Source organism: Pedobacter paludisoli (genome assembly GCF_052344095.1).
Taxonomy (GTDB): domain Bacteria; phylum Bacteroidota; class Bacteroidia; order Sphingobacteriales; family Sphingobacteriaceae; genus Pedobacter.
Map to the genome: position 1 here is coordinate 2,482,774 of NZ_CP179926.1, position 15,931 is coordinate 2,498,704.

The 15,931-nt window shown below is 38.0% G+C and carries 15 protein-coding genes; 5 read left to right on the forward strand and 10 right to left on the reverse strand.

The window, feature by feature from the left end:
* Positions 1-279: 279 nt before the first annotated feature.
* From bshA to tilS, 4 genes are all read right to left on the reverse strand, one after another.
* Positions 280-1,422, reverse strand: coding sequence for an N-acetyl-alpha-D-glucosaminyl L-malate synthase BshA (gene bshA / locus ACJVDK_RS10155; protein ID WP_443936550.1), 1,143 nt, complete (start codon positions 1,420-1,422; stop codon positions 280-282).
* 206 nt (positions 1,423-1,628) lie between these two features.
* Positions 1,629-2,075, reverse strand: coding sequence for a GxxExxY protein (locus ACJVDK_RS10160; protein ID WP_443936551.1), 447 nt, complete (start codon positions 2,073-2,075; stop codon positions 1,629-1,631).
* A 135-nt stretch (positions 2,076-2,210) separates the two neighbouring features.
* Positions 2,211-2,702, reverse strand: coding sequence for a hypothetical protein (locus ACJVDK_RS10165; protein ID WP_443936552.1), 492 nt, complete (start codon positions 2,700-2,702; stop codon positions 2,211-2,213).
* The gene (gene tilS / locus ACJVDK_RS10170; protein WP_443936553.1) at positions 2,692-4,035 is read right to left on the reverse strand and encodes a tRNA lysidine(34) synthetase TilS; all 1,344 of its coding nucleotides are present in this window, start codon (positions 4,033-4,035) and stop codon (positions 2,692-2,694) included. The genes ACJVDK_RS10165 and tilS overlap by 11 nt, the downstream gene beginning before the upstream one ends.
* Before the next feature lie 158 nt (positions 4,036-4,193).
* Here tilS and ACJVDK_RS10175 point away from each other — a divergent pair, with 158 nt between their 5' ends.
* Positions 4,194-6,290 (forward strand): OstA-like protein, encoded by a 2,097-nt coding sequence (locus ACJVDK_RS10175; RefSeq protein WP_443936554.1) that lies wholly within the window; start codon positions 4,194-4,196, stop codon positions 6,288-6,290.
* Between the two features lie 141 nt (positions 6,291-6,431).
* Here the strand turns inward: ACJVDK_RS10175 and rdgB are convergent, their stop codons facing one another.
* Positions 6,432-7,010 carry an RdgB/HAM1 family non-canonical purine NTP pyrophosphatase gene (rdgB, locus tag ACJVDK_RS10180; RefSeq protein WP_443936555.1) on the reverse strand — a complete coding sequence of 193 codons (579 nt, stop codon included), beginning with the start codon at positions 7,008-7,010 and terminating at the stop codon, positions 6,432-6,434.
* 34 nt (positions 7,011-7,044) lie between these two features.
* Positions 7,045-7,665: a hypothetical protein gene (locus ACJVDK_RS10185; protein WP_443936556.1), complete on the reverse strand. Its 621-nt coding sequence runs from the start codon at positions 7,663-7,665 to the stop codon at positions 7,045-7,047.
* A 146-nt stretch (positions 7,666-7,811) separates the two neighbouring features.
* On the opposite strand from ACJVDK_RS10185, the gene ACJVDK_RS10190 reads away from it, so the two are divergent.
* The 4 genes from ACJVDK_RS10190 to ACJVDK_RS10205 all read left to right on the forward strand — a co-directional run bounded on the left by ACJVDK_RS10190 (position 7,812) and on the right by ACJVDK_RS10205 (position 11,123).
* On the forward strand, positions 7,812-8,354 hold the full coding sequence (locus tag ACJVDK_RS10190) for a hypothetical protein (RefSeq protein ID WP_443936557.1): 543 nt from the start codon (positions 7,812-7,814) through the stop codon (positions 8,352-8,354).
* Between the two features lie 58 nt (positions 8,355-8,412).
* Entirely contained in the window at positions 8,413-9,771 is a 1,359-nt protein-coding gene (locus ACJVDK_RS10195) for a foldase protein PrsA (protein ID WP_443936558.1), read from the forward strand.
* A 5-nt stretch (positions 9,772-9,776) separates the two neighbouring features.
* Entirely contained in the window at positions 9,777-10,739 is a 963-nt protein-coding gene (locus tag ACJVDK_RS10200; RefSeq protein WP_443936559.1) for an AAA family ATPase, read from the forward strand.
* 189 nt (positions 10,740-10,928) lie between these two features.
* On the forward strand, positions 10,929-11,123 hold the full coding sequence (locus ACJVDK_RS10205) for a hypothetical protein (RefSeq protein ID WP_443936560.1): 195 nt from the start codon (positions 10,929-10,931) through the stop codon (positions 11,121-11,123).
* A 126-nt stretch (positions 11,124-11,249) separates the two neighbouring features.
* Here ACJVDK_RS10205 and ACJVDK_RS10210 read toward each other — a convergent pair whose 3' ends face one another.
* The 4 genes from ACJVDK_RS10210 to cysS form a co-directional block, all read right to left on the reverse strand.
* On the reverse strand, positions 11,250-12,149 hold the full coding sequence (locus tag ACJVDK_RS10210) for a glycerophosphodiester phosphodiesterase family protein (protein ID WP_443936561.1): 900 nt from the start codon (positions 12,147-12,149) through the stop codon (positions 11,250-11,252).
* 116 nt (positions 12,150-12,265) lie between these two features.
* Positions 12,266-13,123 carry a nuclear transport factor 2 family protein gene (locus ACJVDK_RS10215; RefSeq protein ID WP_443936562.1) on the reverse strand — a complete coding sequence of 286 codons (858 nt, stop codon included), beginning with the start codon at positions 13,121-13,123 and terminating at the stop codon, positions 12,266-12,268.
* 103 nt (positions 13,124-13,226) lie between these two features.
* Positions 13,227-14,216, reverse strand: coding sequence for a M28 family peptidase (locus ACJVDK_RS10220; protein ID WP_443936563.1), 990 nt, complete (start codon positions 14,214-14,216; stop codon positions 13,227-13,229).
* An 8-nt stretch (positions 14,217-14,224) separates the two neighbouring features.
* The gene (gene cysS / locus ACJVDK_RS10225; RefSeq protein ID WP_443936564.1) at positions 14,225-15,685 is read right to left on the reverse strand and encodes a cysteine--tRNA ligase; all 1,461 of its coding nucleotides are present in this window, start codon (positions 15,683-15,685) and stop codon (positions 14,225-14,227) included.
* Positions 15,686-15,931: the final 246 nt, after the last annotated feature.

Below are 15,931 nucleotides of genomic sequence, written 5' to 3' on the forward strand. Positions count from 1 at the left end.
AAAAAATCAGTTAAAATCAAACCAAAAAATGCGTAAAACTGCTTAACAAAAGCAAACGTTTGACTGCCCTCCAGTTAACAGAAAAGCCGCTTACAACGCGCAAAAAGCGATTTATTACGTTTAAATATAAACGATTATATTACAAAAACAAACCTGCACCACCTTTACCATAGGTCTAAACACCCTTACATACAAAAGCCATCCGGGTTTTCCGAATGGCTTTTGTATGTACTCTCGTCTGCTCAGAATTTAATTTCCGGTAATCCTTTAGCTAACACATTAACACGCTACTTTTGGTGTTCGCGCTATCACTTGCTCATAATAAGCAATGTATAAAGGGAGTATCTTTTTTAAATCAAAATCTTGCGCACGCGTATAGGCGTTCTCTTTAAATTGTTTTAAAACAAGGTCGTCTTTTAAAATCTCTATTGCATGAGCGGCCATGCTATCAATATCACCAACATTATCCAAAAACCCACAGAAACCATGCACATTCAGTTCTGGCAAACCACCCGCATTAGAAGAAATAACAGGCACTTTACAAGCCATTGCTTCCAGCGCTGCTAAGCCAAAACTTTCAGATTCAGAAGGAATCAAAAACAAATCCGAAACCGATAAAATCTCTTCAACAGCATCTTGCTTACCCAAGAAACGTACATTTTCGCAAATGCCCAAGCTACGACACAATTGCTCCTCGTATACGCGCTCAGGACCATCGCCCACCATCAACAATTTAGAAGGAATAACTGCTTGCACTTTCTCAAAAACACGAATCACATCGCTTGTACGCTTCACCTTTCTAAAGTTACTGGTATGCACCAAAATACGTTCGTTATTCGGCGCAATGGCCTTTTTAAAGTGGTCTTTTGCCTGTAAACTGAATCGATTAAAATCGATAAAATTCGGAATTACCTGTATATCCTTTGTTATTTCGAAATGGTTATAGGTATCATCTTTCAAATCTTGCGAAACAGTTGTTACACCATCGCTCTGATTAATCGAAAAAGTAACTACGGGTTTATATGTAGGGTCTTTCCCCACCAAGGTAATATCCGTACCGTGCAAAGTAGTTACAACCGGAATGTGTATGCCATAGGTTGCTAAAATTTGTTTCGCCATAAAAGCTGCCGAAGCATGTGGAATGGCATAGTGAACGTGCAACACATCTAATTTTTCGAAACGCACTACATCTACCAATTTGCTGGCCAAGGCCGATTCATACGGTGCGTAGTCGAACAATGGATAATCTCGAACCGATACCTCATGATAAAATAAATTCTCAGAAAAAAAATCAAGCCGTGCAGGCTGGCTATACGTTATAAAATGAACTTGGTGACCTTCATTTGCCAAAGCCTTACCAAGCTCGGTTGCAACTACACCACTTCCTCCAAAGGTTGGGTAGCAAACAATTCCTATCTTCATGTATATCTGTATTGTTGTTATACAAATGTAGCCCAATTTTAATTAAATTTACTGTAAGCAAATTGCAATAAAAACTACAAAAACTGGTGGGTGTATTTTATTATTTAGCAAACTTCGGGCTTTTCCTTCTATTCAAGGCAGCCCCGTCTTTCACTCATACGCCTGCAAGGCATTCCGCGCGAGCCGGTATCCGTTTCAACCGGGTTTCAGGGGTTCTTCTCTGCTACCTTTTTCGCATCCTTAGACAAAGCGTACGGAACTAAAACTGTTTGCTCCATGGTCAGCTCCTCTCCATAAAAATTAACCAATATGGCTAACATAGGTTTTTCAACAATCAACTGACTAAAAATATCCGAAAGGCTAAATTTTCGAATGCTCGATCGTACCTCTAAAATGATCTTATTGCCTAACACAAAATCAGCAAAAAAGGTATGTTGTAACACAAAACCATTAAAATTAACGTAAAACTCTCTTGATTCATCGATAGAAATACCTGAATCCAGTAAGGCATTTTTTAAAACGCGCTTGTAACTTTCTTCCGATAGTGCATTTCCAAACTGCCTATGCAAATCATTAAAAATAGTGGTTAACCAAAGCAATTCATGCTCTAACTCTAAACTATGATCTCCTAGGTTGATAGTATCTGGTTTCATGTGTTGATTTCATTTTGGAGTTCGCCCAAAGAAACTTCAAGCAATACCAAAACGTAACCAACAAAAATGCCTAAATGAAAAAAGGCTTTAAATATACATTCAAAGCCTCTTGACATATGTCATGTAGAAATCCCTCTACACTTTAAGATTCCTCATTTCTTCTTTCACCACTAGAAACAGTTCATTTGGTCGTTGCGTTCCAATAAAATACTCCAATCCATCGCGGTCGGTCAGCACCACGGCATCTTTCCCCGACGAATAAAAGCGGATGGTTCCTTTCGAGTGTAAATTATAAACCGGATTATTAAAATAATAGCGGCTATACGTATCTTTACGAACATCCACAATGCTGTTTAAATCTATTTTAACACGCTTGGTAGTCCATAAACCGTCTAAAATAACACTTCCGTTGTCTACTGTAATTTTATATTGAATTAAAAAAAGTAACAACATGGAAACCCCAATGATACCAAAACCCACTACTAAAAATAAATCTTGGGTATTATCGCGGTCACGCTCGTACACATACGCTGCAAAGCAGAAGGCAGCCATAATTAAGCGAATAAATATGCGCACGTAATCTCTTCCCAGATATTGCCTTTCTATATAAACGTATTTACTTTCCAAATTCTTGATTTCTTATTTCTAATATATAAACTTTTTTTATTCCAGGTGTTACTTTGTACCGATCATCTTGTCGCATTCCTGCAACCCAAACCACCTCACCATTTCCGTTTACCAAAATCGGTATGGTTGTTTTCAAATGTAAGGGCAATTTTTCATCAATAAAAAAATCGCTTAGCTTCTTAAACCCTTTCATCCCCAATGGGATAAATTTATCTCCATTTTGCCAATGGCGCAAAACCAAGGGAAAAATCAATTCATGGGCATTCAGGAAGGCCTTGTTGGGGGTTCTTTCAAAATTAAGGCTTGCAGACTGCTCCATTTCAAAGCGATAATCACCAAAAGAAATAACCTCTGTATCGCTGTGAATATATTGATTCATCAGCTCTTTCGTATCTCGTGCAACCAGAATCAGATCTGTCCGATTAATAATCGCCTCATATTTTTCACTATAAAAATGTTTTCCGCTTTGCTTTTGCCCCGACTGCAAAATTTCATTTACCACCGACGACACAAAACCGTAAGGCTTCAGCAATTCAAAAAGCAGCAATTTCTGTGGATTCAGTTTATCAATTTCCGCAAGTGGAATGTAAATACCATCCTTTCGTACCGAAACTATTTTATTAGCAATCTTATTGACTGCACTTTCCAAAAAATGTTCTATTTCTGAAAAACGCGCACTGTTTTCGGCAAAAGTTCGCTCCAAATTCGGATTAATCTCTTGCAAATGCGGCACTACCTCTAAACGAATTTTATTCCGAACATAATCACTACTTAAATTGGAGCTATCTTCTACAAAAGCGAGGTTATTTTGTTCTACTACTTCGTTTATCTCCTTTCGGGTTAAAAACAACAAAGGCCGAATCAATTTATCCCGTTTAGGTAAAATACCGTGCAAACCACTAATTCCTGTTCCCCGTGTCAAATTAATTAACACTGTTTCCAGGGCATCGTTTTGGTGCTGTGCCAGCGCAATGTACTCGTATCCTTTGCTGGCCCGTATTTCTTCAAACCATTGGTAACGCAATTCGCGCGCTGCCATCTGAGTAGAAATTTTATTTTCAGCCGCATATTTTTTTGTATCAAAATGCGTTACATAAAATGGAATACCGAAGGAATGCGCCAATGTACGTACAAAATTTTCGTCGCGCTGCGACTCATCTGCTCTTAATTGAAAGTTGCAATGAGCTATTCCAAAGTCAATACCTACGGCCTGAAATAAATATACCATCAACACCGAATCTTTCCCACCACTTACGGCCAAAAGTATACGATCTCCTGACTGAAGAAGCGCTTCTAATGCGAGAAAATTTTTGAACGGCTGTACGGGTAACATGCTTCAAAAATATTTATTTTTAACTGGTATTCCGAACGTTCGGAACAAAAAACTAACTTTGTATTGTGCAAAAAATAATTATTTGTTTACTTCTACTGTTTAGCCCTGTTTTTTTATTCGGGCAAAAAGGTTCTCTAATTAAACTTATCAGCGGTCAAATGCGCGGAGATATAAAAAACAACATTTCATATATCCTCAATGGCGTGTTCCAACAAGATAATGCAACCCTTACCTGCGATAGTGCCATTTTCTACACCAAGAAAAATTCTGTAGAAATGCACAAAAACGTACATATCAACCAGTTAACAACCGATATCTACTCGGATGAACTGCAATATGACGGCCATAAAAAACATGCACATTTTACCGGTAATGTACGCATGCAAGACCCTACTATGGTTTTAACAACTAATATACTTGATTACAACACCAATACCAAAATTGGAACCTATACCAATGGCGGAAAAATTGTGAATCAATCCGTAACGTTAACCAGTAAAAATGGGAAATACGAAAGCTATACAAACGATTCGTATTTCCGATACAATGTTTTGGCGGTTACTCCTCAGGCAACCATTAAATCAGATACACTCCGGTATAATACCGGGGATTTTTGGACCTATTTTTATGGCCCAACCAACATCAAGGGAAAAGATGATAACATGTATACTGAAAATGGTAGATACAATACCAAAACCGAAAACGCCTATTTTGGAAAGAGAAATTTATACACACAAGGCACCCGTTCATTAAAGGGAGATAGCTTGCATTATGACGGCAGTACCGGCATTGGTGAAGCCGTTCGGAACATTGTTTTTACCGACACGAAAGATAACATTAAAATTAGAGGAAACTTAGGCTACTACTATAAAAAAGATCAACGAACCTTGGTTACACGGGGGGCCTATATGTCAGTTGGCACCCAAGATTCGATTATCAAAAACGGCAAAAAAATGTCCGATACCTTGTGGCTTGGCGCCGACACGTTGGAGGCGCAAATGGTGTTACAAAAAAGTCTGAAACTCATTCCTAAGATATCCATTCAGGCGGATAACGAAATTGGCGAAGATGAGGATACCGGAAGCAAAGAGCCAAAATATAAAGGTGAAACAGAAATCGTTGCCAATACCAAATCGGGCAATAATAAAAAAGCAAAAAACAAAAACGCTAACCCAACTGAACAAAAGGACGTTAAAACAGCTTCCTTGTCACCTGATTTAACAGAAAAAACAGATTCCGTAGCACTCGATTCGTTATCAAAACAGAAGATTAACACAAAAAACGACAGTCTACAAAACACATTGGATAGCGTCGCCAAATCGACTCTAGATAATAAAAAAGATAGTATACAAAAGCAAACTGCAACTACCCAATCGCAAAACAAAAAGACGGCAATTAACCCCTCTGGCACACCAGTAAAAGCCCCTGCTAAGCCCGCTAAAGGCGTAGTTAATCCGGCTGCAAAAAACATCAAAAACATTGGTTTAAAACCTGATACAACAAAGTTTAATCCAGCAGACACTGTTCAAACGCGGAGCATTAAAGCATACCATAATGCCAAACTCTTTAAAACGAACATTCAGTCTAAAACCGATAGTATTTTCTATACCAGTGCTGATTCAACTTTACGCTGCTATGGCAATCCCATTATCTGGTCTGATGGCTCACAGCAAGTAGCTGATACCATGTACATTCAATTTAAACAGAGCAAAATCAATAATTTTCAAGCCATCCGAAATGCTTTTGTGGTAAACACACCTAAAGATTCTTTGCGTTTCAACCAAATAAAAGGCCGATTGATAACTGGCTTCTTTGAAGATGGAAAAGTGAAAAACCTGTATGTAGACGGTAATGCAGAAAGTATTTATTACACACAAGATGAAAAAACCAAGGTCTATAAAGACATGAATCAAAGCATTAGCAGCAGAATTAAATTCATCTTTAAAGACAATGAAGTGCAAGAAATTACACTGATTAATAAAGCAGAGACCGCTACCCAACCGGATGTTGATGTTGCAAAAGATCACGTACTGAAAGGTTTCTCATGGAAACCAGCGGAGCGTCCGAAAGCGAAAAAAGATGTTATTGGTTCATCAGGAAAAACAACACCTAAAAAATCTGCAGCAAAGTCAGCTCCATCTACTAAACCGAAGGGCAAAACACCTACTCCGAAAACAAGTAGCGGTGCAGCAAAGCCAGCTTCAGAGAAAAATGTAGAGGTGAAGAGCGTGGCGAAACCAGTTAGTATAAAATAGTTTTAGCACATAGGAAAGCGACTGCCCTTTCCTTTAGCGACGTATACGCGTTTGGCTTCATTCTCTTGCCAAACGCTAGCGGAGACTAACGCTATTCTTTTTCCAGAGAGAACGCAAAATCAGGCAGCTACTGTTTTTAAATTAGCCTTGAGCTTTCAAAAACGCTAGCATCTTTTTCAAGGCGATTGCCCGATGACTGATTTTATTTTTTTCGGACATGTCCATTTCTGCGAAGGTTATGTCAAACCCATCTGGTTGAAATATAGGATCGTATCCAAAGCCTTTAACACCGCTCATACTTTTGCGAATACTACCTTCTACCACACCTTCAAACAAATGATTTTCACCGTTGAGCATCAACGATATCACAGTTCTAAAACGCGCCTTTCGGTTGTCGATACCGGCTAGCTTTGTTAAAACCAGTTCCATGTTTTCAATGCTATTGCGGCTACCAGCATAATGTGCTGAATCTACCCCAGGCTCATTGTTCAAGGCATCAACCTCCAATCCGCTATCATCGGCAAAACAATCTAATTGATAGTTTTTAAAGACATATTGGCTCTTTAAGGTTGCATTTCCATCAAAGGTATTTTCAGTTTCTGGAATCTCTTCTGTGCAACCAATATCTTGCAAGTTAACAACCTCGTATTGTCCTGTAAGAGCTAAACGAATCTCTTCTGTTTTATGTTGGTTATTGGTGGCAAAAACAATTTTCTTCATGAATGAAAGATTGGGTATTTAAAAAGAATGAAGGTTATTTTATCTTCTGAAGATTGGCCCAAAGTGCCACCTTCCCTTCACGACTTTGTTCTAAATCGTGCAAATTAGGTGCAAAAATTAGCTTCACATTCTCGTGTAAAAGAATATCTCCCTGCCAAGTTAGGCTTAAGCTAATGGCAGAAAAATCGACTCCGAAAGACAAAACTATCTTTGGCTTAAAAAAGAATTTCAATTCTGCATAGGTGGTTCCTGAATAGTTGGCATAGTTCACTACCGCAAAATCGGGGGTGGCCAAGTCAACAGCTTTCACAATCTTACGCAATAGTTCTCTTCCTTGCTCTGAACTTACCGGATTTTGCGCATCATTCACTAAAATGAGCACCGATTTTTGATTTCCTCCCAAAAATTTAAATGTTTTAGCGCTTACAGGTGGAGTATGAATTGCTGGAATTTCTGTAATACTTACTTTCTGTACGGGAGCTTCGGGTGCTACAGGAATTGTTACAACCGGACTTTCTATCTTTTCAATGGAGGCTGAAACGGCCTCTGCATTATTAAAATGAGGCATTTCAACACTTTTATCTTCCACCACAAACACTTCATCGTTAAAAAATAAACGTAGTGCATTTGCATTGTTGATAAGCTGGTTTTCCATTTGTACTTTTGCGATAAAATAATATCTGTTAAAATTAGTTAAATATCTTATAATAGCGACGTTAATTATTACTTTTATCCATTAATTTATAACCCTGTTGCGTGAGAAAGGCCTATTGCGTATTTGTTTTCAGCTTAATTTGTAACGTGTCACTTGCGCAAAATATAGCGGCTATAAATGGTAAAACCTTAACTAGCAAAGAGTTTATCTGGGCATATAAAAAAGGGCATAACGGAAACCTAACTACAGACTATGATAGTTTACAAAACTATTTAAATCTGTACATAAATTTTAAACTGAAGGTTTTAGAAGCTCGCGAACTGGGCTTGGACAAAAATACAGCCTATGAGGAAGAGATTAAAACCTACGAAAACGCTTTAAAAACCCGTAAAAAACCAAATTATAGCGAAAAAGAATATACTTTTTTACTAAATGAATACCGCGAAGGGGTACTGATGTTTAACCTTTCGGAACAAAAAATTTGGGATAAGATTAACAATAACGATTGGGCCATTGTTGATTATTATGAAAAAAATATTGCACATTACAACAAACCTTTAAACGAGGTGAAAGCAGATGTAATGGCAGATTATCAACAATATTTAGAAGAAAATTGGCTAAAAAGCCTGAAAGAAAAATACCCGGTAAAAATTAACCAAAACGAATTGAAAAGGCTTGCAAAACAATAAAAAGAGTCATCGTTAATTGAACCATTAATAGTAAATTTGCAAAATACAACAATATAGAATGAAGAAAGTTTTTTTAGTAGCAACAGCTTTAATGGGCTTGTTTTTAAACAGTTTCGCTCAAAAGCACACCATCGATAAAGTTGCTGCTGTAGTAGGAAGTAACGTTGTGTTACTTTCAGATATTAACCAACAATATACCCAATACCTGTATCAAGGTAATCCACCTGATGTTAGCATAAAATGTAAAATATTACAAAATATTCTAACACAGAAACTCCTGAAGCAACAAGCTGAACTCGATTCCATTATGGTTGAAGAGAGTCAAGTAGATGATGAGGTGGATAGACGTATGCGTAGCAGTATTCAACGTGCTGGCGGACAAGACCGCTTAGAGCAATTTTTAAATAAATCGGTTCTACAATATAAAGATGAAATTAGACCGCAAATCAAAGACGATTTGATTTCACAAAAAATGCAACAAAAAATTACGGAGAACATTAACGTTACACCGTATGAAGTTGAAAAATATTTTAAATCTTTAGGCGATACTGTTCCTGAATTTAACACGCAAGTAGAGGTTGGTGAAATTGTTTTAAACCCGCAACTTACCCGTGAAGAAAAGCAACGCTTCCGCGAAAAAATTGAAGCTTTACGCACACGTATTAAGGGCGGAGAAGACATGGGTACTTTGGCTAGAACCTACTCAGAAGATCCAGGTTCTGCATCTGATGGTGGTGATTTAGGTTTCTTTGATAGAAATACCATGGCAAAAGAATTTACCGCCTGGGCATTTAAATTGAAAGCGGGTGAGGTTTCGCCAGTTTTTGAAACAGAATTTGGTTTCCACATTTTACAAGTAATCGAGCGCCGTGGTGAACAAGTACATGCGCGTCACATTCTAATTATACCCAAAACAACGCCTGAAAGTTTGACCCGTTTAAAACTTCGCGCAGATAGTATCTACGAAAAAATTGAGCATAAAAAAATGTCTTTTTCTACAGCTGCAACGTTATACTCTGACAACAAGGACACCAAATTTAACGGCGGTATGATGCTAAATTATGAGGAGGTACAAGCCAGAACAACTCTCATTCCATTAGACAAATTAGACCCTGCAGTTTTTGTTGTTATCGACACCATGAAAGTGGGAGGCGTTTCTAAACCTGATTTATTTAACTCGCCTGATGGAAAACAAGCCTACAAAATATTATATTTAAAATCTAAAATCCCGCCACATAAAGCAAATTTAGAACAAGATTTGCCTCGAATTAGAGATGCGGCACAAAGTGATAAAATTAATCGTACCTTAAGTGAATGGTTTGAAAAACGTCGTGAAAATACGTTTATTAGAATTGACGATGAATTTTTAAGCTGCGATGAATTAAAAATTTGGACACGGAAACTTGAATCTAAATAACATACATGCACTATAAGAACGAAGTAGAAGCTGTTGATGCGCTTCACCAATCTTTCAACAACATTAAAGCCGAAATTAGCAAAGTTGTAGTTGGACAAGATGACATCATTAAATCTGTTTTAATCGCCATTTTTAGCAACGGACACTGTTTGTTGGTTGGCGTACCTGGGTTAGCCAAAACCTTATTGGTACAAACAGTTGCTTCGGTTCTTGATTTAGATTTTAACAGAATCCAATTTACCCCCGATTTAATGCCCAGCGACATTATTGGCGCTGAGATTTTAGGAGAAGACAGGCACTTTAAATTTATCAAAGGCCCTGTTTTCTCTAATATTATTTTAGCGGACGAGATTAACCGTACTCCGCCTAAAACCCAAGCTGCACTTTTAGAAGCCATGCAAGAAAAAGCAGTGACCGCCGCCGGACAAACCCATGCTTTACCCAAGCCTTTCTTTGTGTTGGCTACGCAAAACCCGATTGAACAGGAAGGAACCTATCCCCTGCCTGAAGCGCAATTAGACCGCTTTATGTTTAACATTCAGCTGAATTATCCCGCTTTTGCGGATGAATTAACCATTGTTAAAAATACTACCAGCAATCAAACAACTGAACTGCAAAAAATTATTACCGCAGAAGATATTCAATATTTTCAAAAATTGATCCGCACGATCCCAGTTACCGACAACGTGTTGGAATATGCAGTTAAATTGGCATCAAAAACACGCCCTAACACCGAGCATGCTACCGATATGGTAAATAAATACATCAGTTGGGGAGCGGGTCCGCGTGCATCACAATTTTTAGTTTTGGGTGCTAAATGTCATGCAGCTATCAGTGGTAAATACGCACCAGATATTGAAGACGTTCAAGCTATTGCCGAGCCAATTTTACGCCACCGCATTGTGCGCAATTACCGCGCGGAAGCAGAAGGCCTATCTATTGAGAAAATAATTAAAGAGCTGCTTTAATTTTCAATCCAATCTCTTGCTGTACAAACTATTTGTTGTTAGCTAGATTTTTAATACACGAACAAAAGAACTTGTTTTTTTATTGGTTCCAGAAGTATACAAATCTGTATTTTAATCTTTTTATTTAAAATTGTTACTATCTTTACCACACAATTACAAAGCATAAATTTTAAATCAAAAATAGAAGACATGTCAGCGCACGATTCACACGCACCCGTTCAGGAAACTAAAGGTATTTGGGCATTACCCCTAACCGTATGGATTATTGTTATAATTCTTTGTGTAGCTTTTACCAGACCTATTTTTCCTCATCATGCTGGTACATCAGAAGGTCATGAAAAAACGGAAGCTCCTGCTCACGAAAGTACTGAAGGTCATCACTAAAAATTACACAGTGCAGGCTTAAACAAAAGCGTTGAATGGATTCCATTCAACGCTTTTTGTTTTTTATATATATTTTAGACCTATCTGGTTTTAAGAACCTCATAGGTCTTCATCATTTGAGCCAACTTATTTCTTGTTTAGCTGTTCCATTACATTTGGATAATCGGTTAAAATACCGTCTACGCCCAAACTCATAAAGTACGCTATTTCCTTGGGCGAGTTTACAGTCCAAGGAATGATTTTAATGCCCATTTCGTGGCATCTATCGACTAAACCTTTCCCTACCAAAACCGAATACGGGCTATAAATAGTTGGATTAAACCCTAATTTTTCAATATAACTTTCAAAAGGTTCTTTCTCGTCAATTAACAACGAAGTTTGAATTTTAGGATACTTTTCATGCAAATATTGTAGAGACCGCATATCGAAGGCTTCAATAATAACACGTTTTTCGATACGCTTTTCTAAAACTACCGCCATGACCAAGTCTACAAATTCTGCCGGTTCTGGATGAAACACATTATCGCCATTTTTAATGGTTTTAATTTCGATACTGTACATTGGTTTTGGCAATTTCTTGCTTTTCACATAGCTTTCTACGCTATCAATGGTTTTGCTTAGCAAGGGCTTATGCGCTTCAAATTTCATCTGACCGGGAAAGCGCGCGTGTACTTTACTACCCACATCAAATTTCTCAATCTCTGCATAATTCATGTTGTAGATATTGAATTTCTTTTCGTCTTTCAGCGTAATTTCTTTTCCATTTGGCTGGAGTGAAATTTCGTGGTTAAAGTAGGGTTCTTGCGATAAAACCACTTGCTTATCTTTCGAAATAACAGCATCCATCTCAATGGTGGTTACCCCTAAATCAATGGCTCTAATCATCCCTTCTGTGGTATTCTCGGGCATAATGCCCCTTGCTCCTGCCTTTCCTTGTACATCAAACTTTCGTTTTGATTTTTTCTGTGCTACTCCTTGCAAACTGAGCCCCAACATCAAAAAGAGTATCAATATGTTTTTAATCATGTGTTTGGTTTAAAATCGTACTAATTATTGCCTTTTCTTAACAATTTGCTTGCCAAAACGTACAAAAAAGGGGCATCTTTTTAACAAAGTGCCCCTTTTTGATTTACTATTTACAATTATCTTTCTGCAGGTACAAATGCTTGTACTACTAAATTCCAGGCAGAGTCTGCTCCTTTTTCATATACAAACACATAATTAAAGCTTTCGCGTAAGTCGGCTTTATAATCAATGGTAGCAACGCCATACGAATAGGCAAAATCACTGGCTAATGAAATATCCACGCCGCTTGTTTTTAAATTGATTTTGCTAATCATCCCATTTAAGAACGGTACTATGCTCGCTTTCCCGTTGATGGCTTCATTACCTGGAAAAAGTAAACGTGCATCGCTGGTTAAAAAACTATTGAATGCCAACACGCCATGTGTTTTCAACAAGGTATTTAATGTTTTTTCGGTTAAAGACACAATATCTTTACTGGCTTTAATTTCTTTCTCGTTCTTAAATTGAGGAGTTTTATGATCTTTTGGCTCCACAATATTAAGCGTTGTTTTAGCCAAAGGTTTATTGCTATTGGTACCTAAATCAATCACCAATTTCCACTTGCCGTTTTCTACTTTCCAAATAGATAAATATTGACCGTATTTTTTATCGGTACTACCGTATTCATATGGGCCTGTAGAAAATCCAAAATCGCCACTGCGCGACACTTTGGCAAAATTTGCTTCCCAACTAATATCTTTCTCGCTCGAGGCCTGTGCGCCATAAAAAGTTTTTACATTCACAGGATTTGGTCTAAAAACCAACGCGTCTCCATGTGCGTACTCTAAAAAAGCCGCTTTATCGCCATTTTTGGCAAGCGATTTAGCAAATTCCTTTTCTGCATTAATAAGTGATTTTGTAGTTCCGTCACTCTTTTGGGCAAACGCACTTGCTGATAAAAGTAAAGCTATAGAAGCTGAAAAAAAGTATTTCATTGTTTTTTTAACGTATATGTTTGGCGAATATAAAATTTTCTAGATTGGTGCTGATTAAAAGTAATTAACAATTACACATTCATTTAGTTTATTACCGTAACCATTATTTTTCTTTCTCTCGATAAATGGTTTCCAAAACCGTTTGCCCAGTAGCTTTTAAGGTGTTTTTATCAATATTAGCGAGGTTATCCAGTTGGGTATGCCAATTGATGTAGAAACCTACATTATCGTTGTAATGAATGATATCAACCGATGGAACCCCTGCTTTGTTCATCCACACATGATCATCTACCAATCGGCCGCTTGGAATTTGAACAAAGTACGATGCATAGCCAATTTCATTACCGATAGACCATATTTTTGTTACCACATCTGGAGCGGCTTGACGCGATATTTCATCCTGGGTAAACTGGGCATTTCCGCCACCTACCATATCCAAGTTTATGCCGTAAATCGCTTTGTATCCACTTGCCTTTGCCTGTTTAGCCCAATACTGCGAGCCTAAACACCAGGTTATTTCATCTTCGGTTTCATCGTTAGCCTTGCCATAATCTTCCAAATCCCACAACACAAAATCGACCCCAACGTTGGGTTGTTTAGCTTGTATTTGACGCGCCATTTCGAGCATAACGGCTACTCCACTTGCTCCATCATTGGCAGCATCAAACGACTTGCCTTGATTCGCGGGATCGGCATCTTGATCCGAAAATGGACGCGCATCCCAATGGGCAGCAACTAAAACGCGTGTTTTTTTCTCTGCCCCAAAACTGGCCAAAATATTTTTCAATTGGTATGTTTTACCGTCGTGGGTTTTAGTCGCCTCGCCTTGTATTTTTACCACTGCACCAAATGCTTTCAACTTGGTTACCAAATAATCTGCACATTTTTTATGTGCTTCTGAGCCTGGTATTCGTGGCCCAAAATCTACTTGCGCTTCGGTATACATGTAAGCGCTATCCGCATTAAAATCCGGAGAAACTAATTTCGGGGTGGTACTTTCTGTACTTTCTTCTGTTTTATTTTCCGTCTTTGTTTGACAAGCCTGCAAAAGCAACAAAGCCAATAATGGTAATAATACTATTTTCTGCTTCATCATCATTCTTATGCTTTGCTCCAAGTAGTACCTTCTTTTCCGTCTTTTAACTGAATACCCAGTTCTTGCAAGCCAATTCTAATTTTATCAGAAGTAGCATAATCTTTATTCGATTTAGCTTCCTTGCGTAAATCAATCACCATTTCAAGCACGCTATTTAACTCTAAATTACCACTTTCTTCATCCTTTAAGCCTAAAATATCAAAAACGAAGTCGCTAATTAATGCTTTTAGTTTAGTCAAATTTTCTGCTGATATTTTACCCTTTCCATCGTAAACGGTATTAATAATACGCACCGCTTCAAACAATTCGGCAATTAAAACTGGACTATTAAAATCGTCGTTCATGGCGGCAATGCAATTTGTTTTAATTGCATCAATATCAAAATCGTTTTGTTCCGAAACTGTTAATTTATTCAATAAATAAACGGCAGCCATTAAGCGTCTAAACCCTTTTTCGGATGCTTCCAAAGCTTCATTCGAAAAATCGAGTGTACTGCGGTAATGCGCTTGCAACATAAAAAACTTTACCGTCATTGGGCTGTAGCCCTTATTTAAAAGCGGATGGTCACCTGTAAAAAGCTCGCCTGGCAAAAAGCCATTTCCTGCCGATTTAGACATTCGTGTTCCGTTTACGGTTAACATATTGGTATGCATCCAATAACGCGCTGGTTGCACATGACTGCATGCTTCAGACTGCGCAATTTCGTTGGTATGATGCGTAGCCGCCAAATCCATACCGCCACCGTGGATATCAAACTCAGCGCCCAAATATTTGGCGCTCATAGCCGAACATTCGATGTGCCAGCCCGGAAAACCATTACCCCATGGCGATGGCCATTGCATTAAGGTTTCGGGCTTTGCTTTAATCCAAAGGGCAAAATCTAAACGCCCACGTTTCTCATCCTGACCACTCAGTTCGCGCGTGTTGTTTAGCATGTCTTCCAAATTCCGATTGGTTAAAACCGTATAATTATATTCTTTGCTGTATTTATCCACATCAAAATACACGGTACCATTTTTTTCATACGCAAAACCATTGTCCATAATTACCTTTACCATTTCTATTTGCTCAATAATATGGCCGGTAGCAGTAGGTTCAATACTTGGTGGTAAGGTGTTAAACAAGCGCAATACATCATGAAAACCCAATGTATACTTTTGAACAATTTCCATAGGTTCTAGTTGTTCCAACTTGGCACGTTTTGCAAATTTATCGTCTCCTTCATCCCTATCGCCTTCCAAATGGCCGGCATCGGTAATGTTACGCACATAGCGCACTTTATACCCTACATACTTCAGGTATCTAAAAATTAAATCGAATGATATAAATGTGCGACAATTACCTAAATGCACATCGCTATAAACAGTTGGTCCGCATACATACATCCCAACGTTGGGTGCATTTAAAGGTTCAAAAAGTTCTTTTTTACGTGAAAGCGTATTATAAAGCTGTAAGCCTGTATTCATAGTACAAATGTAGAAAAAAGGTTGGAACGTAAAACCGCATAAAGTTTATGTCCTGTAAAGATTTCAGATTCATATTTCTAAGCATTAGAAAAGCAAAAGCACTGCTCATGGTTCACAACAGTCCGTCTTTCCGCTGTACCTTTTTTGCCAGAAATAGCAAGGAAACCAGTAAAATTTCTAGGTTCTACAAATTTTACTGGCGACAATAAAAAACCTAGGCAAAAAAGTGTGCCGCTGCAATACGGT